Here is a 20,806-nt window from a genome sequence, read left to right as displayed (position 1 = left end):
GGCACCATCGGTCACGTGGACCATGGTAAAACCACTCTGACCGCTGCTATCACCACTATTCTGTCGAAGAAGTTCGGTGGCGAAGCCAAAGACTACTCCCAGATCGACAGCGCGCCGGAAGAGAAGGCTCGCGGTATTACCATTAATACTGCTCACGTAGAATACGAAACCGAGTCCCGTCACTACGCTCACGTAGACTGCCCGGGTCACGCCGACTACGTTAAGAACATGATTACCGGTGCTGCCCAGATGGACGGCGCTATCCTGGTGTGCTCGGCCGCTGACGGTCCGATGCCGCAAACCCGCGAACACATCCTGCTGTCCCGTCAGGTTGGCGTTCCGTACATCATCGTGTTCCTGAACAAGGCCGACCTGGTGGACGACGCTGAGCTGCTGGAACTGGTTGAAATGGAAGTTCGCGATTTGCTGTCTTCCTACGACTTCCCGGGCGACGACACCCCGGTGGTGATTGGCTCCGCTCGTCTGGCGCTGGAAGGCGACCAGTCCGAATACGGCGAACCGGCCATCTTCAAGCTGGCTGCTGCTCTGGATTCCTACATCCCGACTCCGGAACGCGCCATCGACAAGCCGTTCCTGCTGCCGATCGAGGACGTGTTCTCGATCTCCGGCCGCGGCACCGTGGTAACCGGTCGCGTAGAGCGCGGCATTGTTAAAGTCGGCGAAGAACTGGAAATCGTGGGCCTGAAGGCAACCGCGAAGACCACTTGCACCGGCGTGGAAATGTTCCGCAAGCTGCTGGACCAAGGTCAAGCCGGCGACAACGTTGGCGTGCTGCTGCGCGGCACCAAGCGTGAAGACGTTGAGCGTGGCCAGGTGTTGGCTAAGCCGGGTTCGATCACCCCGCACACCAAGTTCGGCGCTTCCGTGTACGTGCTGAGCAAAGACGAAGGTGGCCGTCACACCCCGTTCTTCGCGAACTACCGTCCGCAGTTCTACTTCCGCACTACCGACGTAACGGGCGCAGTAACCCTGTCGGAAGGCGTTGAAATGGTAATGCCGGGCGATAACGTGGAAATCACCGTTGAGCTGATCGCTCCGATCGCCATGGAAGAAGGTCTGCGTTTCGCCATCCGCGAAGGCGGCCGTACCGTCGGCGCCGGCGTTGTTGCCAAGATCATCGCTTAAGGATCGGAGAATCTAATGTCTAGCCAGAAAATCCGCATCCGCCTGAAGGCTTTCGATTACAACCTGATCGATCGCTCTGCTCAGGAAATCGTTGAAACCGCCAAGCGCACCGGCGCCGTTGTTAAAGGCCCGGTTCCGCTGCCGACCAAAATCGAGCGTTTCAACGTTCTGCGCTCCCCGCACGTGAACAAGACTTCCCGCGATCAGCTGGAAATCCGCACTCACCTGCGTCTGATGGACATCGTGGACCCGACCGACAAAACCGTCGACGCTCTGATGAAGCTCGATCTGCCGGCCGGTGTGGATGTGGAAATCAAGCTGCAGTAATCGCTTAAGTTCAAGGGTTTGCGAGCTAAGTTCTTGCGATTCTTGAATTTTCTGTGATACATTAGCGGACTCGCCATTTTGGCGAGTCCGTTTTTGTTTTTTCTGTCGTGTTTTTTATGCCGGTCAATCGTAATCGGCGCCTGAAAAAGGAAATAAACATGAGTTTAGGTCTTGTCGGTCGCAAAGTCGGCATGACCCGCATTTTTGCCGAAGATGGCGCAACCATCCCGGTAACTGTGCTGGACATGTCCGCTAACCGCGTCACGCAAATCAAAACTGCTGAAACCGACGGCTACAATGCCGTGCAGGTTACCTATGGCTCCAAAAAGGCCAGCCGTGTTGTTAAGGCTGCCGCGGGCCACTTCGCCAAGGCTGGCGTTGAAGCAGGTCTGGGTCTGGTCGAGTTTCCGCTGACCGCCTCCGATCTGTCCAGCTTCAAGCCGGGCGATGCCATCGCTGTTGAGATCTTCACCGTTGGTCAACTGGTTGATGTAACCGGCACCTCCAAAGGTAAAGGCTTCTCCGGCGTGATCAAGCGTCACAACTTCTCTTCCAACCGTGCTTCCCATGGTAACTCGCGTTCGCATAACACGCCGGGTTCCATCGGTCAGGCGCAAGATCCGGGCCGCGTTTTCCCGGGTAAGCGCATGGCGGGCCAATACGGTAACGTCAAGAGCACCGTGCAGTGCCTGGAAATCGTTCGTGTCGATGCCGAGCGTCAACTGATTCTGGTTAAAGGCGCTGTTCCTGGCGCCAAGAACGGTGACGTAGTCGTTCGTCCTAGCGTGAAGGCGGGTGCGTGATGGAATTGAATGTAATCAATACCCAAGGCAAGGCTGTTGGCAGCCTGCAAGTGTCCGACTCTTTGTTCGGCCGCGAATACAACGAAGCCCTGGTGCATCAGGTTGTTACCGCATTCCTGGCGAATGCTCGTAGCGGCAACCGCGCCCAGCTGACCCGTGCTGAAGTGAAGCACTCGACCAAAAAGCCTTTCCGTCAGAAAGGTACTGGTAACGCTCGTGCCGGTATGACTTCCACCCCGAACCGTCGTGGTGGTGGCCGTGCCTTCCCGAACAAGCCGGACGAGAACTTCACTCAGAAAGTTAACCGCAAGATGTTCCGTGCAGGCATGGCCGCGATTCTGTCGCAGCTGGTCCGCGACGAGCGTCTGATCGTGGTTGACGAGCTGAACGTTGAAAGTCCGAAGACCAAAGAATTCGTTGGCACCGTTCAGCCGATGGGCCTGGAACAGGCTTTGTTCATCACTGGCGAACTGAGCGAAAACCTCTATCTCTCTTCGCGTAACCTGCCGAACGTGCTGGTTATCGAAGCGGTTCAAGCTGATCCGTACAGCCTGTTGCGCTTCAAGAAGACCGTGATCACTCGCGACGCTGTGAAGCAACTTGAGGAGCAGTGGGCATGAACCAAGAACGTCTGTTGCAAGTAATTCTTGCTCCCATCGTTTCCGAAAAGAGCACCATGATTGCTGAGAAGAACCAGCAAATGGCGTTCCGCGTTGCCAAAGACGCGACCAAGCCCGAAATCAAGGCCGCGGTTGAAATGCTGTTCAATGTAAAAGTTGAAGGCGTTTCCACTGTGAATGTCAAAGGCAAGGTTAAGCGCTTTGGCCGTTCCATCGGTCGTCGCAGTGACTGGAAAAAGGCCTACGTTAGCCTGGTGGAAGGTCAAGAAATTGATCTGACCGCTACCCCGGCCGCAGCGGAGTAAGGAGATAGAGCATGCCTATCGTTAAGGTAAAACCGACTTCCGCGGGCCGCCGTGCCGTTGTCAAGGTAGTAAACCCTGACCTGCACAAAGGTGCTCCGCACGCCGCCCTGTTGGAAAAGAAATCTTCCACCGGTGGCCGTAACCACAATGGTCACATCACCACGCGTCATCGTGGCGGTGGCCACAAGAAGCACTACCGCATCATCGACTTCCGTCGCAACAAGGATGGCATCCCGGCGAAAGTGGAACGCATCGAATACGATCCGAACCGCACCGCTCACATTGCTCTCCTGTGCTACGCCGATGGCGAGCGTCGCTACATCATCGCCCCGCGCGGTGTGAAAGCCGGCGCTGAGCTGTTGTCCGGCGCGGAAGCTCCGATCAAGGCCGGTAACGCTCTGCCGATCCGCAACATCCCGGTGGGTACCACTATCCACTGCGTGGAAATGCAGCCTGGCAAGGGCGCTCAGATGGTTCGTTCCGCTGGCGCATCCGCGATGCTGCTGGCTCGCGAAGGCGCTTACGCTCAACTGCGTCTGCGTTCGGGCGAAATTCGCCTGGTGCACGTTGATTGCCGAGCGACTGTTGGTGAAGTGGGTAACGAAGAGCACTCCCTGCGCAAGCTGGGCAAGGCTGGCGCTACTCGCTGGCGCGGTATCCGTCCGACCGTTCGTGGCGTTGCCATGAACCCGGTTGACCACCCGCACGGTGGTGGTGAAGGCCGTACTGGCGAAGGCCGTGTGCCGGTTAGCCCGTGGGGCACTCCGGCTAAGGGCTTCCGTACCCGTCGCAACAAGCGTACCGACAATATGATCGTACGCCGTCGCTATTCCAAAAAAGGGTAATTGACAATGGCACGTTCGCAGAAAAAAGGCCCGTTCGTTGATCTGCATCTGCTGAAAAAAGTAGATGCGGTGCGGGCAACCAGCGACAAGCGTCCGATCAAGACTTGGTCTCGTCGTTCGACCATCCTGCCGGATTTCATTGGTCTGACCATCGCTGTGCACAACGGTCGCACCCATGTGCCTGTTTATGTTTCCGAAAACATGGTCGGCCATAAACTGGGCGAATTCTCGCTGACTCGTACCTTCAAAGGCCACGCGGCCGATAAGAAGGCGAAGAAGAGATAAGGTGAAGCGATGAGAGTATCTGCAAATCTGAAAAGCGTTCGCCTGTCGGCACAAAAATGCCGCCTGGTGGCCGATCTGATCCGCGGCAAGTCCGTTGATCAGGCTCTGAATATCTTGGCCTTCTCCCCGAAGAAGGGCGCGGTAATCATCAAGAAAGTGCTGGAATCTGCCATCGCTAACGCCGAGCACAACGAAGGCGCCGACATTGACACCCTGCGTGTCACCGGCATCTTTGTTGACAAAGGCGCTAGTCTGAAGCGTTTCACCGCCCGTGCTAAGGGTCGTGGCAATCGCATCGAAAAGCAGACCTGCCACATCTCGTTGACCGTTGGCAATTAAGGGGTAAGAAATGGGTCAGAAGATTCATCCGACGGGATTCCGTCTTGCCGTTAACAAAAACTGGTCTTCCAAGTGGTTCGCGAATTCGCAGAACTTCCCGGAAATGCTGAAGCAGGATATCGAAGTTCGCGAATTCCTGAAAAAGCGTCTGGGTCACGCTTCGGTTGGCCGTGTGACCATCGAGCGCCCGGCTAAGTCCGCCCGCATCACCATTCACAGCGCCCGTCCGGGTGTTGTGATCGGTAAAAAAGGCGAGGACATCGAGCTGCTCAAGCAAGAACTGCAAAAGCGCCTGGGCGTTCCCGTGCATGTGAACATCGAAGAAGTTCGCAAGCCGGAACTGGATGCTCAAATCATCGCCGACGGCATCGCTTCCCAACTGGAGAAGCGCGTGATGTTCCGTCGCGCCATGAAGCGCGCTATGCAAAACGCAATGCGCATGGGCGCTCAAGGCATCAAGATCATGAGCTCCGGCCGTCTGAACGGTATCGACATCGCTCGTAGCGAATGGTACCGCGAAGGCCGCGTGCCGCTGCATACCCTGCGCGCAGACGTAGACTACGCTACCTCCGAAGCCAAAACTACCTACGGTATCATCGGCATCAAGGTATGGGTATACAAGGGCGAGCTCAAGCCGGGTCAAGTTCAACCGGCTCCGGTAGCGACCGAGAAGAAATCGAGAAAGGGTGCTCGAAATGCTGCAGCCAACTAGACTCAAGTACCGTAAACAGCATAAAGGCCGCAACACGGGTATCGCTACTCGTGGCAACAAAGTGAGCTTTGGTGATTTCGGTCTGAAGGCGGTTGGTCGTGGTCGTCTGACCGCGCGCCAGATCGAAGCTGCGCGTCGCGCGATGACCCGTCACATCAAGCGTGGCGGCCGCATCTGGATCCGCATCTTCCCGGACAAGCCGATTACTTCCAAGCCTGCTGAAGTTCGTATGGGCGGGGGTAAAGGCTCTCCGGAGTACTACGTGGCCGAAATCCAGCCTGGCAAGATGCTGTACGAAATGGATGGTGTTTCCGAGGAACTCGCTCGTGAAGCTTTCCGTCTGGCCGCAGCCAAGTTGCCGATCGCCACTGTGTTTGTAACTAGACAGGTAGGTCAGTAATGAAAGCGTCCGAACTGAAAGCCAAAACTGTTGACGAGCTGAAGGCGGAACTGCTTAGCCTCTTGAAGGCCCAGTTTGCTCTGCGCATGCAGCACGCCACTCAGCAACTCGCCAAGACCTCTGAACTGAAGAAAGTACGTCGCGACATCGCTCGCGTGCGCACCGTTCTGAAAGAAAAGGCAGTTTAAGATGAGCGAAACCAAAGTGGTACGTACGCTGACCGGTACCGTAGTCAGCGACAAGATGGATAAAACCGTGACCGTACTGGTCGAGCGCAAAGTAAAGCACCCGATCTACGGCAAGATTATCCGTCGTTCTAAGAAGTTCCACGCGCACGACGAGAACAACGAGTTCAAGGCCGGCGATATCGTTGTTATCAGCGAGTCCCGTCCGCTCTCGAAGACCAAGACGTGGGTGGTAACTGCCCTGGTAGAGAAATCCCGCCAGGTGTAAAGACTTGCAGGGGGCGAAAGCTCCCTGTATAATGGCCATCTTCCTACCCCTATCGGGTAGGAGTTCCGCCCTTACGGGGTCCAAAACTGGCCGTTGGATACGCCACAGTTTCTGTGGCGTTTCGTCTGTTTGGTCTTGCTCTTATGCGAGAAACCGGCAGGTGAGAGTGACGGATAAAGTTGGATTAGAAAGGTAATCATCACATGATCCAAATGCAGACCATGCTTGAGGTCGCTGACAATACAGGTGCGCGTCACGTTATGTGCATAAAAGTATTGGGCGGTTCCAAGCGTCGCTATGCAAGCGTAGGCGACATCATCAAGGTGACCATCAAGGATGCTGCACCGCGTGGACGCGTCAAAAAAGGCGACGTTTACAACGCGGTTGTGGTTCGCACTGCCAAAGGCGTGCGTCGTCCGGATGGCTCGTTGATCAAGTTTGACGGCAACGCCGCCGTCCTGCTCAACAACAAGCTTGAGCCTATCGGCACTCGTATCTTCGGGCCTGTTACGCGTGAACTGCGTACCGAGCGCTTCATGAAGATCGTTTCGCTGGCTCCTGAAGTACTGTAAGGAGATCGCATGCGCAAAATTCGCAAGGGTGATGAAGTCGTAGTAATCACCGGCAAAGACAAAGGTAAGCGCGGCACCGTTCTGCGCGTTCTGGACGAGAAACTGGTTGTTGAAGGCGTGAATGTCGCCAAGAAACACCAGAAGCCGAATCCGGTGCGTGGCGTGGCCGGCGGCATCGTTGAAAAGACCATGCCTGTTGACGCATCGAACGTCGCCATTTTCAATCCGGCAAGCCAAAAGGCTGACCGCGTAGGCTTCAAGATTCTTGAAGACGGCCGCAAGGTACGCGTGTTCAAGTCCAACGGCGAAGTCATTGGCGCGTAAGGAACAAAACATGGCACGTCTCTACGATTTCTACAAAGACACCGTAGTGCCTGAACTGATGAAACAGTTCGGCTACAAGTCCATCATGCAAGTCCCGCGCATTGAGAAGATCACTGTGAACATGGGTGTGGGCGAAGCTGTTGCCGATAAAAAGGTAATGGATTTCGCCGTGGGCGACCTGGAAAAGATCGCCGGCCAGAAGCCGGTTGTCACCACCGCTCGCAAATCCATCGCAGGCTTCAAGATTCGCGATCACTACCCGGTGGGTTGCAAGGTAACTCTGCGTCGCGAACGCATGTACGAGTTCCTGGACCGCCTGGTGACGATCGCGCTGCCGCGCGTTCGCGACTTCCGTGGTGTTTCCGCCAAGTCTTTCGACGGCCGCGGCAACTACAACATGGGCGTTAAAGAACAGATCATCTTCCCGGAAATCGAGTACGACAAGATCGATGCTCTGCGTGGTATGAACATTACTGTTACCACCACCGCGAAGACTGACGAAGAGGCCCGCGCTTTGCTGGCCGCGTTCAAGTTCCCGTTCAAGGGTTAAGCACATGGCAAAACTTGCACTGATTCAGCGCGAAGAGAAGCGTGTCAAGCTGGCTGCAAAATTTGCTGCCAAGCGCGAAGCCCTTATCGCGACTATCAACAATCAAAGCCTCTCGGAAGAAGAGCGCTTTGCAGCTCGCCTGCAACTGCAGCAGCTGCCGCGCAATGCTTCCCCGGTTCGCCAGCGTCGTCGCTGCGCCATTACCGGTCGTCCGCGTGGCGTATTCCGCAAATTCGGTCTGGGTCGTAACAAACTCCGTGAAATCGCTCTGAAGGGCGAGATTCCGGGGGTTGTGAAGGCCAGCTGGTAATAGGAGACACATAAATGAGCATGCACGATCCTATTTCCGATATGTTGACCCGCATCCGCAACGGCCAAATGGCTTCCAAGGTGGCTGTTTCCATGCCGTCTTCCAAGCTGAAAATTGCGCTGGCGCAGGTGTTGAAAGAAGAAGGCTACATCGAAGACTTCGCCGTTGCCGGCGAAGAGAAGAAGCCTGTTCTCGATATCCAGCTCAAGTACTATGCTGGCCGTCCGGTGATCGAGCGCATTGACCGCGTTTCCCGCCCTGGCCTGCGTGTGTACAAGGGCTCCACCGAAATCCCGAAAGTCATGAATGGCTTGGGCGTGGCTATCCTGTCCACCTCCAAAGGCGTTATGACTGATCGCAAAGCGCGCGCGGCCGGCATCGGCGGCGAGTTGCTGTGCGTCGTGGCTTAAGGGGGTCAAATGTCTCGCGTAGCTAAGAATCCCGTAGTCATCCCGGCTGGCGTCGAAGTGAAATTCGGCGCTGCAGAAGTGACTGTGAAGGGCGCCCTGGGCTCCCTGAGCACCGCTCTGTGCGAAGAGGTAGATGTCAAGCTGGACAACGGCCAACTGACATTCGCCGCTAAGAACGACAGCAAGTTCGCTCGTGCCATGTCCGGCACTCTGCGCGCGCTGCTGAACAATATGGTGACCGGCGTGTCCAAAGGCTTCGAGAAGAAGCTGCAGCTGGTAGGCGTGGGCTATCGTGCCCAGGCCCAAGGCGACACCCTGAACCTGTCTCTGGGTTTCTCCCACCCGGTGGCTCATCAAATGCCTGAAGGCGTTAAAGCTGAGACCCCGAGTCAGACCGAGATCCTGATCAAAGGCGCTGACAAGCAGCGCGTTGGCCAGGTGGCTGCCGAAATCCGCGCTTACCGCGCTCCCGAGCCGTACAAAGGCAAGGGCGTTCGTTACGCTGATGAGGTTGTGGTTCTGAAAGAAACCAAGAAGAAGTAACTGAGGCACTGATATGGACAAGAAACAAGCTCGACTCCGCCGCGCACGTAAAACCCGTGCCCGGATCGCGGAGCTCAAGATGGTGCGTCTCACTGTGTATCGCACCAATAGCCACATTTATGCCCAGATCGTTGATGAGACTGGCAGCAAAGTACTGGCCAGCGCCTCTTCGCTGGAAACCGACGTACGCGCTGATCTCAAAAACGGCGGCAACGTGGCAGCTGCAGCCGTGATCGGCAAGCGCATTGCTGAAAAAGCAAAAGCCGCTGGCATCGAGAAAGTCGCTTTCGACCGCTCTGGTTTCAAATACCACGGTCGTATGAAAGCGCTGGCTGACGCCGCTCGCGAACACGGTCTCGTATTCTAATTCGGAGTGAAGAATGGCTAAACACGAAACGGAAGATCGTGGCGACGGTCTGGTCGAGAAAATGATCAGCGTCAACCGCGTCACCAAAGTGGTTAAAGGCGGCCGTATCATGGCTTTCTCCGCCTTGACCGTGGTAGGTGATGGCGATGGCGGAATCGGCATGGGTAAGGGCCGTTCCAAGGAAGTTCCGGTTGCCGTACAAAAGGCAATGGAACAAGCTCGCCACAACATGGTTAAGGTTCCGTTGAAAAACGGCACTTTCCACCACACTGTGGTTGGCAAGCACGGCGCTACTACTGTATTCATCCAGCCCGCTAAAGAAGGTACCGGTGTGAAAGCCGGCGGCCCGATGCGCGCTATCTTTGATGCTATGGGTGTTCATAACGTCTCGGCAAAAATTCATGGTTCCACCAACCCGTACAACGTGGTGCGTGCAACTTTGGATGGTCTGAGCAACATCAACACCCCGGCGCAAATCGCCTCCAAGCGTGGCCTGAGCGTCGAGGACATCCTGGGGGTGAGCCATGAGTAACGCCAAGACTGTAAAGGTCACTCTGGTAAAGAGCCTGATCGGTCGCCTGGAGTCTCACAAGGCTTGCGCCCGTGGTCTGGGTCTGAAGAAAATTCGCCAGACTGTTGAAGTGCTCGATACCCCTGAAAACCGTGGCATGATCAACAAGATCAGCTACTTGTTGAAATTCGAGGGCTAAGAGATGCTGCTGAACACTGTACAGCCGGGTGCCGGCGCCAAGCATGCCAAGCGCCGTGTAGGCCGTGGCATCGGCAGCGGCCTGGGCAAGACTTGTGGCCGCGGTCACAAAGGTCAGAAGAGCCGTGCAGGTGGTTTCCACAAGGTTGGTTTCGAAGGCGGTCAAATGCCGCTGCAACGTCGTCTGCCGAAACGCGGCTTCAAGTCGCTGAACGCAGGCAAGGTTGCCGAGATTCGCCTGTCTGAACTGAACCTGCTGCCGGTTGATGAAATCGACCTGCTCTCTCTCAAGCAAGCTGGTCTGGCTTCCATCCAGGCGAATTCCGCCAAGGTGGTGCTGTCCGGCAAGATTGAGCGCGCAGTAAAACTGCGCGGCGTTGGCGTAACTGCCGGCGCTCGCGCCGCCATCGAAGCTGCCGGCGGCAGCGTAGAATAAGGCAATAATCTGTGGCGAATACTTCTCTAGTGGCAAATGCCAATAAGTTTGGTGATCTCAAGCGTCGAATCTGGTTCCTGATTGGTGCCCTGATCGTTTATCGCATCGGTGCTCACATTCCGGTTCCGGGTATCAACCCTGCCGAGCTAGCGAAGTTGTTCCACTCATCGCAGACGGGCCTGCTCGACATGTTCAACATGTTTTCGGGCGGCGCCCTCTCGAGGTTTACGGTGTTTGCCATTGGCATCATGCCGTACATCTCCGCCTCCATCATTCTTCAGCTTGCCTCCGAGGTTCTTCCGAGCCTCAAGCAGCTGAAGAAGGAGGGCGATGCGGGACGTCGTAAGATAACCCAGTACACACGTTACGCCACCGTTTTGCTCGCGACTTTCCAAAGTTTCGGCATTGCGGTGATGCTGTACAAGCAGCCTAACCTGGTGGTGACTCCGCAGTGGGAGTTCTACCTGACGACAGTCGTATCGCTGGTAACCGGCACCATGTTCCTCATGTGGCTGGGCGAGCAGATTACTGAGCGCGGGATTGGCAACGGCATTTCGTTGATCATCTGCGCAGGTATTGCCGCTGGCGTTCCGGCTGCGATCGGCAAGACCTTGACTCTAACCAGTCAGGGTTCTTTGCCTATCCTGTTTGCCGTCGTGTTGTTTGTCGGAGTGATCGTGGTGACTTATGTGGTGGTGTACGCCGAGCGCGGCCAACGCAAAGTCCTGGTGAACTACGCCAAACGGCAAGTGGGCAATCGCGTCATGCAGGGCCAGAGCACGCATTTGCCGCTCAAGCTCAACATGGCGGGGGTGATTCCGCCGATTTTCGCGTCCAGCATCATCCTGTTCCCGGCCACCGTTCTCGGTTGGTTTGGCCAGGGCGAGCATATGGGCTGGCTGAAGGGCATCGCAGACAAACTGCATCCCGGTCAGCCGATCTACGTGCTGCTGTATGCGGCGGCCATCGTCTTCTTCTGCTATTTCTACACGGCGTTGGTGTTCAACCCGAAGGAAACGGCTGACAACCTGAAGAAGAGCGGTGCCTTCATCCCGGGTATTCGTCCTGGTGAGCAGACTTCCCGATATATCGAGAAGATCATTCTGCGGCTGACGCTGATTGGTGCGATCTACATCACACTGGTCTGCTTGTTGCCGGAATTCCTGATCTTGAAGTGGAACGTGCCGTTCTACTTCGGCGGCACATCGCTGCTGATCATTGTGGTGGTAACCATGGACTTCATGGCGCAGGTACAGTCTTACGTGCTGTCGCATCAGTACGAGAGCTTGCTTAAGAAGGCCAACTTCAAAGGCAACGCGCTCACGCGCTGACAACTTGAGCTTGCGCTGGGTTATTGGCTAAGGAAGACACCATCCAGATGCAGTGCGAAATTCCGGAGTCCGCTTCGGAGTTTTGCTTGTGAATGGACACGTGGTAGCCGGGCACTTCAGACGGGGTGCGATTGCATAGGCATTCGCATCCAATCTGACTGCGGTTTGGGGCGAGGGGTTTCTCCTCGGTCCTGCCAGTCCCGGATAGTGTTCCGTGCGAAATAACGCACTTGCTCTTTTAGAGGATTGAAAGGAACTGACATGCGAGTACAGCCTTCGGTAAAGAAGATTTGCCGCAACTGCAAAATCATTCGTCGCAATCGCGTAGTTCGCGTGATTTGCACGGATCCGCGTCACAAGCAAAAACAAGGCTAACATTTGTTAGACCTGGATTTGCGTGTTACAATCGCAAACTTTTCAAGGTCTTAAGGCTTAAGGAAAGAGTATGGCCCGTATTGCAGGGGTAAATATCCCCAATCATGCGCATGCCGTTATCGGCCTGCAGGCAATTTTCGGCATCGGTCAGACTCGCGCCCAGCAGATTTGTGCTGCTGCCAGCGTGAACCCTTCCACGAAAGTGAAGGATCTGACTGACGCTGAAATGGAAGCTCTGCGTGACGAAGTCGCCAAGTTCACCGTTGAAGGTGATCTGCGTCGCGAAGTCACCATGAGCATCAAGCGTCTGATGGACATGGGCTGCTATCGCGGCTTCCGCCATCGTCGTGGCCTGCCGTGCCGCGGTCAGCGCACTCGCACTAACGCTCGCACCCGCAAGGGGCCGCGTAAGGCGATCGCCGGCAAGAAGTAATTAATAGGAACAACAGATAATGGCTAAAGCAAACACAGCAGTTCGTGTACGCAAGAAAGTGCGCAAGTCTGTTAGCGAAGGCATCGTGCACGTGCACGCTTCGTTCAACAACACCATCATCACGATCACCGACCGTCAAGGCAATGCATTGTCTTGGGCTACCTCTGGCGGCGCTGGTTTCAAGGGCTCGCGCAAGAGTACACCCTTTGCTGCTCAGGTAGCAGCAGAGCACGCTGGTAAAGTTGCCCAAGAATACGGTGTGAAGAACCTCGAAGTTCGTATCAAGGGCCCGGGTCCGGGTCGTGAATCCGCTGTTCGCGCACTCAACGCGCTGGGTTTCAAGATCACCAGCATCTCCGACGTGACGCCGGTACCGCACAACGGTTGCCGTCCGCCCAAAAAACGTCGTATCTAATTCGGAGAGTGTGAGAACATGGCACGTTATATCGGCCCTAAGTGTAAGCTCGCTCGTCGTGAAGGCACCGACCTTTTCCTGAAGAGCGCGCGTCGTGCACTGGATTCCAAGTGCAAACTGGATAGCCCTCCGGGCCAGCATGGCGCTCGTAAGAGCCGCCTGTCTGACTACGGTGTGCAACTGCGTGAAAAGCAGAAAATCCGTCGTATTTACGGTGTACTCGAGCGTCAGTTCCGCAATTACTTTGCGGAAGCTGTGCGTCGCAAAGGCTCCACGGGTGAAAACCTGCTGAAGCTGCTCGAGGCCCGCCTGGATAACGTTGTATATCGCATGGGCTTTGGCTCCACTCGCGCCGAAGCGCGCCAGCTGGTTAGCCACAAGGCTATCGTTGTGAACGGCCAGGTTGTGAACATTCCGTCCTACCAGGTTAAAGCCGGTGACGTAGTGTCCGTCCGTGAAAAAGCCAAGAAACAGGCCCGTATCGTAGAAGGTCTGGCTCTGGCCGAGCAGGGTGGCTTCCCGTCTTGGGTTCTGGTTGACTCCAAGAAAATGGAAGGCACTTTCAAATCCGCTCCGGAACGTTCCGAACTGTCTAGCGATATCAACGAACAACTCGTTGTGGAATTCTACTCCAAGTAATCGCTAGCTCTTAGGGAATGACTATGCAAAACAGCGCTTCGGAATTTCTGAAACCTCGTCTTATCGACGTTCAGCCGGTTTCCGCCACTCACGCTCGTGTGTCGATGGAGCCGTTCGAGCGCGGCTACGCTCATACTCTGGGTAATTCGCTGCGCCGGATTCTGCTGTCGTCGATGCCGGGCTATGCTCCGACCGAAGTGACTATCGCTGGCGTTTTGCATGAGTATTCCGCACTTGATGGCGTGCGCGAGGATGTCGTAGACATCCTCCTCAACCTCAAGGGCGTAGTGCTTAAGCTGCATGGTCGTGACAGTGTTGTGTTGTCCTTGAAAAAGGATGGCGAAGGCGCTGTCTTGGCTGGCGATATCGAACTGCCGCACGATGTGGAAGTGATCAATCCGGACCACGTGATTTGTCACATCTCTTCTGGCGGTAAGATCGACATGGAGATCAAGATCGAAAAAGGCCGCGGCTATCAGCCGGTGTCGGTTCGGTCCAATCATGAAGACAACCGTTCCATCGGTACCATTCAACTGGATGCTTCCTTCTCGCCGGTTCGCCGCGTGAGCTTCGCTGTGGAAAGCGCCCGTGTTGAGCAGCGTACCGACCTCGACCGCCTGGTTCTCGATATCGAGACCAACGGCGTGATCGAGCCGGAACAGGCAGTGCGCAACGCTGCCCGTATTCTGATGGATCAGCTGTCGATCTTTGCCGATCTCCAAGGCACAGCGGTTGAAGAAGTCGTTGAAAAGGCGCCGCCGATCGATCCGATCCTGCTGCGTCCGGTAGACGATCTTGAACTGACGGTTCGTTCGGCCAACTGCCTGAAAGCTGAGAACATTTATTACATCGGCGATCTGATCCAGCGTACTGAAACCGAGCTTCTGAAGACTCCGAACCTCGGCCGCAAGTCGCTGAACGAGATCAAGGAAGTTCTCGCTTCCAAAGGCCTGACTCTCGGGATGAAACTCGAGAACTGGCCGCCTGCTGGCCTCGAAAAGCCGTAAGGTTTGAGATAAAAGGACATTAACAATGCGTCATCGTTACAGTAATCGTAAACTGAACCGCACGACCAGCCATCGTCTGGCGATGCTGCGCAACATGGCGAATTCGCTGCTGAAGCACGAAGTTATCGTGACCACGCTGCCGAAAGCCAAGGAACTGCGTCGTGTGGCCGAGCCGTTGATTACGCTCGGCAAAAAGCCGTCTCTCGCCAACCGTCGTCTGGCGTTTGACCGCACTCGTGACCGCGATATCGTGGTTAAACTCTTCGACGTTCTCGGCCCGCGCTTCTCCGCCCGCAATGGTGGTTATGTGCGTATCCTGAAGTACGGTTTCCGCAAGGGCGACAACGCCCCGATGGCTCTGGTAGAGCTGGTGGACCGTGCGGAAGATGCCGTAGCGGTTGAAGACAACTCCGCCGAGTAATCGACGAAGTTGAGAAAGAAGCCAGGCGCAAGCCTGGCTTTTTTCATTGCCGGAAAAAAACCCGCCTTTGAGCGGGTTTTTTCTTATCCGGCGCCAGCTGGCGGGATGGCTTAAAAAATCGAGAGGCCTGTGCGTGTGGTGAAGCGATCCAACGCTTCCAGGCCCAGCACCGAATTGCCCTTGCTATCCAGTTCCGGGCTCCACACGGCGATGCTCATTTTGCCGGGTATGATGGCCAGCATGCCGCCGCCAACGCCGCTTTTCACTGGCAGGCCGACGCGGTAGGCGAATTCGCCGGCGGCATCGTAAGTGCCGCAGGTCAGCATCACCGCGTTGATTTGCTTGGCCTGGCTGCGGCTTAGCGACTGCAAGCCGTCTCGGGTGATGCCGTGGTTGGCGAGGAATAAGCCTGCATTGGCCAGCTCCACGCAGTTCATCGTGATGCTGCAGCTGTTGAAATACTGCTGCAGTACGGTTTCCACCTCGTTGTCGAGGTTGTCGTAGCTTTTCATGAAGTGCGCCAGCGCTGCGTTCCGATGACCGTGGGCGCGCTCGGATTCGGCGACGCGGGCATTGCCGCATAGCGTGGCGTTGCCGGACTCTTGGCGCAAGCGGGTCAGCAAGGCGCCGTGGGCGTCTTCAAAATGGCTGATGGCGCGGTCGGTGACCACCAGCGCGCCTGCGTTGATGAAGGGGTTGCGAGGAACGCCGTCCTCGTATTCCAGCTGCACCAGTGAATTGAACGGGTTGCCGGACGGTTCTTTGCCTACATGGCTCCATAAGGAGTCGCCGTCGGCCTCCAGCGTGAGCGCCAGCATGAAGGCTTTGGAAATGCTTTGGATGGAGAAGGGGACGGCGGCGTCGCCGCAGCGGTAATGGCGGCCGTCCAAGGTGGTGATGGCCATGCCGAATTGGCGTGGCGGCACTTCGGCCAGCGCCGGGATGTAGTCTGCGACGCGGCCTTGGCCGTAGTAGGCGACAACTTCGTCGTGGATTTGATCGAGTAAGTCTTGCAGATTCATTAATCTATTCAGCATAAATCAGTCAAAACGCCGGTGGCCGGCGTTGGAAAATCAAAACTCGTAGCGGGTTTCCAGCACGCTGAATTCAGCGCCCAATTCCAGCAGGCCTTCATTGCGAGGCACCAAGTTGAGGCCGAAGCAGACGCCTTCCGGCAAGGTGCGGATGCTGACCAGCGTGCGCAAAGGCTGCTGCTCCGGCGACTTGATGCCGGTATCCGGGTCTACGGTGGTCAGCACGCAGCGAGTGCAGGGCTTGGCGACATCGAACACCACATCGCCGATCTGCACGACTTTCCAATCGTCCTCTTCCCAGGCGTAATCGCCATTGACCACCAGATTGGGGCGGAAATGCCGCAGAGTAACCGGCTGATCCAGCTCATCGTTCAGCGCATCCAGCGATGCCTGATTCACTAGTAAATAAGGATAGCCGTCGGCGAAGGACATCGCGTGTTCGCTGTCCTTCAGCCGGCGATTGGAATGCATGCCTAGCCATAGCAGCCGGCAGGGTTCGTCCAGTACCTCGCTGAACCAACGATCGACCGCGGCGTCGCCGTGATAGGCGGCGAAGTTGTCCTTCCATACTGTGGCCGGCGCTTCTTGCTGGTATTGAGTGCTCATTGCCAGCACCGGCGCCTTGCCTGGAAATTTGAACAGCGCGCCGCCGGGAATCAGGTCCACCTCCACGCGCACTAGCTGCGGGTGGGAGCGGGCGGTGAAGAAACGGCCGTTCTCGCCCGCCAGCAGCCACTCGCGGTCATGCAGCAGGCCCTGCTTGCCGGCGAAGGCGCGGCTGTAGGAAAGGCCGCGACAGGATTTCAACGGATGGACGAACATTTCGACAAGTTGCATGAAGGGCTCCGCTAGGCTGTGGTTACCGCATGTTATCACTGTGGCGGGCAACTCAGAAAATCCCACAGCCGACGGTCCTGGCTGAAGGCGACATTGAAGCGCAGCCAGTCGGAGGGCATGCCGTAGGCGCGGAATAGATGGCCGGGCGCGAGGAGGATCTTGTGTTGCTGCGCCTGTTCGGCCAGCTGTCTAGCGTCCAGCTCACCAGGTGGCCGCGCCAGCAGGAACAGGCCGTTGGACGGCCGCGCGAACAACTGCCAGCCGTGTTCGAGAAACAGTTGCTGGCATTGCGCTTGGGCTTCGGCCAAGCGTGCGCGCAGCCGCTCCAGCTGACGGCGGTAGCGGCCCTCTGACACCAGTTCCAGCGCCAGCCTTTCGTTCAGCTCCGGCGAGGTCAGCCCGGACATCATCTTGTAATGGACGATGCGTTCTAGCAGTTCGGTCGGGCCGCATAGATAGCCCACGCGCAGGCCCGGCGACAGCGACTTGGAGAAACTATCGATGTAGAGCACGCGCTTGAGGCCGTCCAGCGCCGCCAGAGCGGGTTGGCGGTCGCCGGCGAAGTCCGCGGAAACATTGTCTTCCACGATGAGGAAGTCGTACTCCTCTGCCAGCCGCAGCACCTGGTGAGCGACGGACGGCGAATAGCTGGCGCCGGTGGGGTTTTGCAGCCAGGGGTTGGTGAAGAAGGCCCGCGGCCGATGCTGGAGCAGCAGCGCGCGCAACTGCTCGAGATCGGGGCCATGTTCGGTCCAAGGCACGGGCACCAGTTTGAACTCGCGAAACGCCAGGCAGGACAGCAGGTTGCAATAGCCGGGATCGTCCACCAGCACGGTGTCTCCGGCTTGCAGCAGCGCGCAGGCCGCCATGTCCAGCGCACGGCTGGCGCCCTGAGTCAGCGCGATGTCGTCGGCGCGAGCCTGGATGCCCCGTTCGGCCAAGCGGTCGGCCAAATGCTCGCGCAGGGGTAGAAAGCCTTTTGGGTCGCCATAGCCGGGAGCGGCGACGGCGTCGCGAGCCAGCTGCCGCAGCGCTTTTTGCTGAGCTTCGGCGTCATACCAGTGGGTAGGCAGCCAGCCGCAGCCGGCGAACAGGGTATTGGCGTCCTGCTGGTAAATCTTGCGCAGCAGCCAGTATTCGTCCACCGGCCAGACGCGAGGGGCTGCCGGCAGATCGGGCGGCCGGCTTTCCCGTCTAGCCTCCACGTAAAAGCCCGAGCCTGGCCGCGCGGCCAGGTAGCCCAGAGTCACCAGCCTATCGTAGGCCTCAACCACGGTGAAAGGACTGACGCCCAGCTCCCCGGCCATTCTACGAATAGATGGGATTTTTGCGCCTTTGCGCCACTGGCCGCATTGGATGGCTGAAATAGCTGAATTGACAATGTTTTCAACCAATGTAATGCCATCCATAGGCATAAGATTCAGGCTAGTCATTGCGCATTATTTGAGCATCGTTGATATTGGGCCTGTCCGTTGAGAACAGCTTGTGATAAATATCTCGTCATAAGCCGGATGGCATGTCGCAGCCGTCAATCTGTATGTTTTTTTGTTGAGCTTTGCGGACGGAGCGGCTAAGACAAAAACAGAGCCTACCGGCATTGAGAATGATCATAACAGTGCTTTGTCGTGGATTGACAAGCAATCGCGGCAGGCTAAGTCGAATTGGGGATGGAGGACGGAAATGCGCTCTTTGCGTGTAAAGTTGATTGTATTCATTGCGGTGTTGCTGGTTTTGCTGGGCGCCATTATTACGACCCTGGTGTATACCCAGATGCGCAACGAGATTGTCCAGGGAGTGGACAATGAGCTGTCCAGCACCTCGCGCGGTTACGCCAATCTGGTCAAGGACTGGTATGGCAGCAAGGTCAAGGTGGTGATTGCCGGCAATCCGGTGGTGGGAACGCCAGAGCCTATGCCGATGCTGGCGCGCTTGAGTCAGGCCGGCGGCTACGACATGACCTATATCGGCACCGCCGACCACAAAATGATCCGTTCCGACTTCAAGCCGCAGCCGGCGGGTTACGATCCGGTGGCGCGTCCTTGGTATCAGCAGGCTCAGGCCAGCGGCAAGCCGGGTGTATCCGATCCCTACGTCGATTTCGACACCAAGAAACTGGTAGTGACTTTCGTGTCCCCGGTGTTCGACGGCTCCACGCTGAAAGCAGTGGTGGGCGGCGACATCTTCATCGACGATCTGGTCAAAACCGTGCTGTCCGCCAAGCTGCGCGGCAACGGCTACGCTTTCCTGGTGGATAAGGCCGGCAAGGTGATCGCGCACCCGGACACCACGCTGACACTGAAGCCGCTGGCGGAAAAAGTGCCGGCGCTGACCGGCGAGAAGCTGGTGCAGCTGTCCACCAGCAGCGCGATGGAGGAAATCGAAGTCAACGGCGAGAGCAAGCTGGTGCAAGTCGACCCGGTGGAGGGCACTAACTGGCTGCTGGGCGTGATGATAGACAAGTCCGTGGTCAGCGAGCCGCTGGAAAAACTGCTGCTGACCGTGGTGGGCCTGGGCGCGCTGTGCGTGATAGTGCTGATCCCGGTGGCCAGCGTGATGCTGAGCAAGATGCTGGCCGGCTTGGGCCGCTTGCGCAATGCGATGCTGGAAATCTCCAAAGGCGAAGGCGATTTGACCCGCCGCATCGAAGTGCAGGGCCAGGATGAGATTGCCGAGACCGCTACCGCGTTCAACAGCTTCATCCATCGCTTGCAAAGCATGTTCGTGGCGGTGCGAACCGAGGCGGAAAACGTCACCAACGGCGTGCAGAGCGTGGCCAGCACCGTGGATCAGGTGGCGCGCGACTCTCGGCAGATTTCCGATGTGTCCAGCTCCAACGCCGCGACGCTGGAGGAAATCACCGTCAGCATTTCCCATATCGCCGACGCCGCGCGCGAGGCGGATTCTCTGGTCAACCACACCGGTACCGTATCCAGCGAAAGCGCGGACGAAATGCAGCGCATCTCCCGCGAGATGAACAGCACGGTAGAGGCGGTGAAGGGCTTGTCCGGCATGTTGGTGTCGCTGGATCAGCGCTCGCAGCAGATCAGCGGCATCACCAATGTGATCAAGGATATCGCGGATCAAACCAACCTTTTGGCCTTGAATGCGGCGATTGAAGCGGCGCGCGCAGGGGAAATGGGCCGCGGCTTTGCGGTGGTGGCGGATGAAGTGCGCAAACTGGCCGAGCGCACCGGCCAGGCCACGGTGGAGATTTCCAGCATGGTCAGCACCATCCGCGAGGAAACCAGCCAGGCGGTAACCAATATGCAGCGCACCGTCAACTCGGTGGACGACGGCGTGGAACTGACCGACAGCGCGGTGCAGCGCATCGAGCAGATCCAGCAGGCGATGCAAGAGGTGATGGCCAAGATGAACGAGATCACCCTGTCCACCAGCGAGCAGCATAAGGCCACCACTTTGATTGCGCAGAGCACCGAACAGATCAACGGCCGCATCGTCGACAGCGACGGCGCCCTGCAGACCGTGCACGACACCTTGAACGATTTGTCGCAGGCGGCCAAGGACATGCGGCAGCTGTTCTCCAGCTTCCGCGTCTGAGAACCGTTTACGATCTGCTGCGCGTCATGGCTGTTGCATGGTGAGTACGAGTTCAAAATGCTCATGTACCGCGTGTACATTCTGCTTTTTCGCTCGTTTTCGTCTTGCCTTGGCTCGCGAGATCGTGAACAGGCTCTGAGTTGATTGGCGCGACACAGGAAACCCGGCTACGGCCGGGTTTTTTCTTGGTTTTGGACTGTACTGGCGATTTTGCCGATACGGGGCTGTGCAAATTCGCGCCAACTGTACCTGTAATTGTATTGGTGCCGCGGCTAGATTAGTTGTCATCATTCGGCCAAG

The 20,806-nt window shown here is 57.0% G+C and carries 33 protein-coding genes; 30 read left to right on the top strand and 3 right to left on the bottom strand.

The window, feature by feature from the left end; translation table 11 throughout:
* The 29 genes from tuf to rplQ all read left to right on the top strand — a co-directional run.
* The coding region (tuf, locus tag BR71_RS09925; RefSeq protein ID WP_081862612.1) for an elongation factor Tu at window positions 1-1,146 on the top strand (1,146 nt) is incomplete at its 5' end.
* A gap of 15 nt (window positions 1,147-1,161) precedes the next feature.
* Complete coding sequence (gene rpsJ / locus BR71_RS09920; protein ID WP_011137734.1) at window positions 1,162-1,473, top strand: 30S ribosomal protein S10; 312 nt, start codon at window positions 1,162-1,164, stop codon at window positions 1,471-1,473.
* A gap of 158 nt (window positions 1,474-1,631) precedes the next feature.
* Complete coding sequence (gene rplC / locus BR71_RS09915; protein WP_043594113.1) at window positions 1,632-2,276, top strand: 50S ribosomal protein L3; 645 nt, start codon at window positions 1,632-1,634, stop codon at window positions 2,274-2,276.
* Window positions 2,276-2,896, top strand: coding sequence for a 50S ribosomal protein L4 (gene rplD, locus BR71_RS09910; RefSeq protein ID WP_019100829.1), 621 nt, complete (start codon window positions 2,276-2,278; stop codon window positions 2,894-2,896). Before rplC ends, rplD begins: the two co-directional genes overlap by 1 nt.
* The gene (gene rplW / locus BR71_RS09905) at window positions 2,893-3,201 is read left to right on the top strand and encodes a 50S ribosomal protein L23 (RefSeq protein WP_019100830.1); all 309 of its coding nucleotides are present in this window, start codon (window positions 2,893-2,895) and stop codon (window positions 3,199-3,201) included. Before rplD ends, rplW begins: the two co-directional genes overlap by 4 nt.
* Window positions 3,202-3,212: 11 nt before the next feature.
* Window positions 3,213-4,046 carry a 50S ribosomal protein L2 gene (rplB, locus tag BR71_RS09900; protein WP_043594111.1) on the top strand — a complete coding sequence of 278 codons (834 nt, stop codon included), beginning with the start codon at window positions 3,213-3,215 and terminating at the stop codon, window positions 4,044-4,046.
* A gap of 6 nt (window positions 4,047-4,052) precedes the next feature.
* The gene (gene rpsS / locus BR71_RS09895) at window positions 4,053-4,331 is read left to right on the top strand and encodes a 30S ribosomal protein S19 (RefSeq protein ID WP_019099947.1); all 279 of its coding nucleotides are present in this window, start codon (window positions 4,053-4,055) and stop codon (window positions 4,329-4,331) included.
* A 9-nt stretch (window positions 4,332-4,340) separates the two neighbouring features.
* Window positions 4,341-4,670 (top strand): 50S ribosomal protein L22, encoded by a 330-nt coding sequence (gene rplV, locus BR71_RS09890; RefSeq protein WP_019099946.1) that lies wholly within the window; start codon window positions 4,341-4,343, stop codon window positions 4,668-4,670.
* A 10-nt stretch (window positions 4,671-4,680) separates the two neighbouring features.
* Window positions 4,681-5,382: a 30S ribosomal protein S3 gene (gene rpsC / locus BR71_RS09885; RefSeq protein WP_043594108.1), complete on the top strand. Its 702-nt coding sequence runs from the start codon at window positions 4,681-4,683 to the stop codon at window positions 5,380-5,382.
* Window positions 5,366-5,782: a 50S ribosomal protein L16 gene (gene rplP, locus BR71_RS09880; protein WP_019101458.1), complete on the top strand. Its 417-nt coding sequence runs from the start codon at window positions 5,366-5,368 to the stop codon at window positions 5,780-5,782. The genes rpsC and rplP overlap by 17 nt, the downstream gene beginning before the upstream one ends.
* Window positions 5,782-5,970: a 50S ribosomal protein L29 gene (gene rpmC, locus BR71_RS09875; RefSeq protein WP_011137725.1), complete on the top strand. Its 189-nt coding sequence runs from the start codon at window positions 5,782-5,784 to the stop codon at window positions 5,968-5,970. The genes rplP and rpmC overlap by 1 nt, the downstream gene beginning before the upstream one ends.
* A gap of 1 nt (window position 5,971) precedes the next feature.
* The gene (gene rpsQ, locus BR71_RS09870) at window positions 5,972-6,235 is read left to right on the top strand and encodes a 30S ribosomal protein S17 (protein WP_043594104.1); all 264 of its coding nucleotides are present in this window, start codon (window positions 5,972-5,974) and stop codon (window positions 6,233-6,235) included.
* Between the two features lie 203 nt (window positions 6,236-6,438).
* Entirely contained in the window at window positions 6,439-6,807 is a 369-nt protein-coding gene (rplN, locus tag BR71_RS09865) for a 50S ribosomal protein L14 (protein ID WP_019104491.1), read from the top strand.
* A gap of 9 nt (window positions 6,808-6,816) precedes the next feature.
* Entirely contained in the window at window positions 6,817-7,131 is a 315-nt protein-coding gene (rplX, locus tag BR71_RS09860; RefSeq protein WP_019104492.1) for a 50S ribosomal protein L24, read from the top strand.
* Window positions 7,132-7,141: 10 nt separating this feature from the next.
* On the top strand, window positions 7,142-7,681 hold the full coding sequence (gene rplE / locus BR71_RS09855) for a 50S ribosomal protein L5 (protein ID WP_019104493.1): 540 nt from the start codon (window positions 7,142-7,144) through the stop codon (window positions 7,679-7,681).
* A gap of 4 nt (window positions 7,682-7,685) precedes the next feature.
* Window positions 7,686-7,991: a 30S ribosomal protein S14 gene (rpsN, locus tag BR71_RS23505; RefSeq protein WP_081546296.1), complete on the top strand. Its 306-nt coding sequence runs from the start codon at window positions 7,686-7,688 to the stop codon at window positions 7,989-7,991.
* A 14-nt stretch (window positions 7,992-8,005) separates the two neighbouring features.
* Window positions 8,006-8,401, top strand: coding sequence for a 30S ribosomal protein S8 (gene rpsH, locus BR71_RS09845; RefSeq protein WP_019104495.1), 396 nt, complete (start codon window positions 8,006-8,008; stop codon window positions 8,399-8,401).
* 9 nt (window positions 8,402-8,410) lie between these two features.
* Window positions 8,411-8,944 carry a 50S ribosomal protein L6 gene (rplF, locus tag BR71_RS09840; RefSeq protein ID WP_019104496.1) on the top strand — a complete coding sequence of 178 codons (534 nt, stop codon included), beginning with the start codon at window positions 8,411-8,413 and terminating at the stop codon, window positions 8,942-8,944.
* A gap of 13 nt (window positions 8,945-8,957) precedes the next feature.
* On the top strand, window positions 8,958-9,311 hold the full coding sequence (rplR, locus tag BR71_RS09835; protein WP_019104497.1) for a 50S ribosomal protein L18: 354 nt from the start codon (window positions 8,958-8,960) through the stop codon (window positions 9,309-9,311).
* A gap of 13 nt (window positions 9,312-9,324) precedes the next feature.
* Entirely contained in the window at window positions 9,325-9,843 is a 519-nt protein-coding gene (gene rpsE, locus BR71_RS09830; protein ID WP_043594101.1) for a 30S ribosomal protein S5, read from the top strand.
* Window positions 9,836-10,021 carry a 50S ribosomal protein L30 gene (rpmD, locus tag BR71_RS09825; RefSeq protein WP_011137715.1) on the top strand — a complete coding sequence of 62 codons (186 nt, stop codon included), beginning with the start codon at window positions 9,836-9,838 and terminating at the stop codon, window positions 10,019-10,021. Before rpsE ends, rpmD begins: the two co-directional genes overlap by 8 nt.
* 3 nt (window positions 10,022-10,024) lie before the next feature.
* The gene (gene rplO / locus BR71_RS09820) at window positions 10,025-10,456 is read left to right on the top strand and encodes a 50S ribosomal protein L15 (RefSeq protein ID WP_043636363.1); all 432 of its coding nucleotides are present in this window, start codon (window positions 10,025-10,027) and stop codon (window positions 10,454-10,456) included.
* 11 nt (window positions 10,457-10,467) lie between these two features.
* Complete coding sequence (secY, locus tag BR71_RS09815; protein WP_039755684.1) at window positions 10,468-11,787, top strand: preprotein translocase subunit SecY; 1,320 nt, start codon at window positions 10,468-10,470, stop codon at window positions 11,785-11,787.
* A gap of 261 nt (window positions 11,788-12,048) precedes the next feature.
* Window positions 12,049-12,162, top strand: a complete 114-nt coding sequence (gene rpmJ / locus BR71_RS23500; RefSeq protein ID WP_011137711.1) for a 50S ribosomal protein L36 — start codon at window positions 12,049-12,051, stop codon at window positions 12,160-12,162.
* 70 nt (window positions 12,163-12,232) lie between these two features.
* Window positions 12,233-12,595, top strand: a complete 363-nt coding sequence (gene rpsM / locus BR71_RS09810) for a 30S ribosomal protein S13 (protein WP_019102771.1) — start codon at window positions 12,233-12,235, stop codon at window positions 12,593-12,595.
* A gap of 19 nt (window positions 12,596-12,614) precedes the next feature.
* Window positions 12,615-13,010: a 30S ribosomal protein S11 gene (gene rpsK / locus BR71_RS09805; RefSeq protein ID WP_008955659.1), complete on the top strand. Its 396-nt coding sequence runs from the start codon at window positions 12,615-12,617 to the stop codon at window positions 13,008-13,010.
* A gap of 18 nt (window positions 13,011-13,028) precedes the next feature.
* Window positions 13,029-13,649, top strand: coding sequence for a 30S ribosomal protein S4 (rpsD, locus tag BR71_RS09800; RefSeq protein ID WP_043594097.1), 621 nt, complete (start codon window positions 13,029-13,031; stop codon window positions 13,647-13,649).
* 23 nt (window positions 13,650-13,672) lie between these two features.
* Window positions 13,673-14,656, top strand: coding sequence for a DNA-directed RNA polymerase subunit alpha (locus tag BR71_RS09795; RefSeq protein WP_039755788.1), 984 nt, complete (start codon window positions 13,673-13,675; stop codon window positions 14,654-14,656).
* Between the two features lie 25 nt (window positions 14,657-14,681).
* Complete coding sequence (gene rplQ, locus BR71_RS09790) at window positions 14,682-15,077, top strand: 50S ribosomal protein L17 (RefSeq protein ID WP_019102992.1); 396 nt, start codon at window positions 14,682-14,684, stop codon at window positions 15,075-15,077.
* A 110-nt stretch (window positions 15,078-15,187) separates the two neighbouring features.
* Here rplQ and BR71_RS09785 read toward each other — a convergent pair whose 3' ends face one another.
* Genes BR71_RS09785 through BR71_RS09775 form a run of 3 tightly spaced genes read right to left on the bottom strand, consistent with a single transcriptional unit; the run spans window position 15,188 to window position 18,357 of the window.
* Window positions 15,188-16,099: a glutaminase gene (locus BR71_RS09785; protein WP_043636360.1), complete on the bottom strand. Its 912-nt coding sequence runs from the start codon at window positions 16,097-16,099 to the stop codon at window positions 15,188-15,190.
* A 51-nt stretch (window positions 16,100-16,150) separates the two neighbouring features.
* Window positions 16,151-16,948 (bottom strand): MOSC domain-containing protein, encoded by a 798-nt coding sequence (locus BR71_RS09780; RefSeq protein ID WP_043636356.1) that lies wholly within the window; start codon window positions 16,946-16,948, stop codon window positions 16,151-16,153.
* Between the two features lie 35 nt (window positions 16,949-16,983).
* Window positions 16,984-18,357, bottom strand: a complete 1,374-nt coding sequence (locus BR71_RS09775; RefSeq protein ID WP_179140726.1) for an aminotransferase-like domain-containing protein — start codon at window positions 18,355-18,357, stop codon at window positions 16,984-16,986.
* 271 nt (window positions 18,358-18,628) lie between these two features.
* On the opposite strand from BR71_RS09775, the gene BR71_RS09770 reads away from it, so the two are divergent.
* On the top strand, window positions 18,629-20,506 hold the full coding sequence (locus tag BR71_RS09770; RefSeq protein ID WP_043636349.1) for a methyl-accepting chemotaxis protein: 1,878 nt from the start codon (window positions 18,629-18,631) through the stop codon (window positions 20,504-20,506).
* Window positions 20,507-20,806: the final 300 nt, after the last annotated feature.

Source organism: Chromobacterium haemolyticum DSM 19808 (genome assembly GCF_000711885.1).
Classification (GTDB): Bacteria; Pseudomonadota; Gammaproteobacteria; order Burkholderiales; family Chromobacteriaceae; genus Chromobacterium; species Chromobacterium haemolyticum.
The sequence above is the reverse complement of the archived record's forward strand: the minus strand, read 5'-3'. Positions and strand labels throughout refer to the sequence as shown.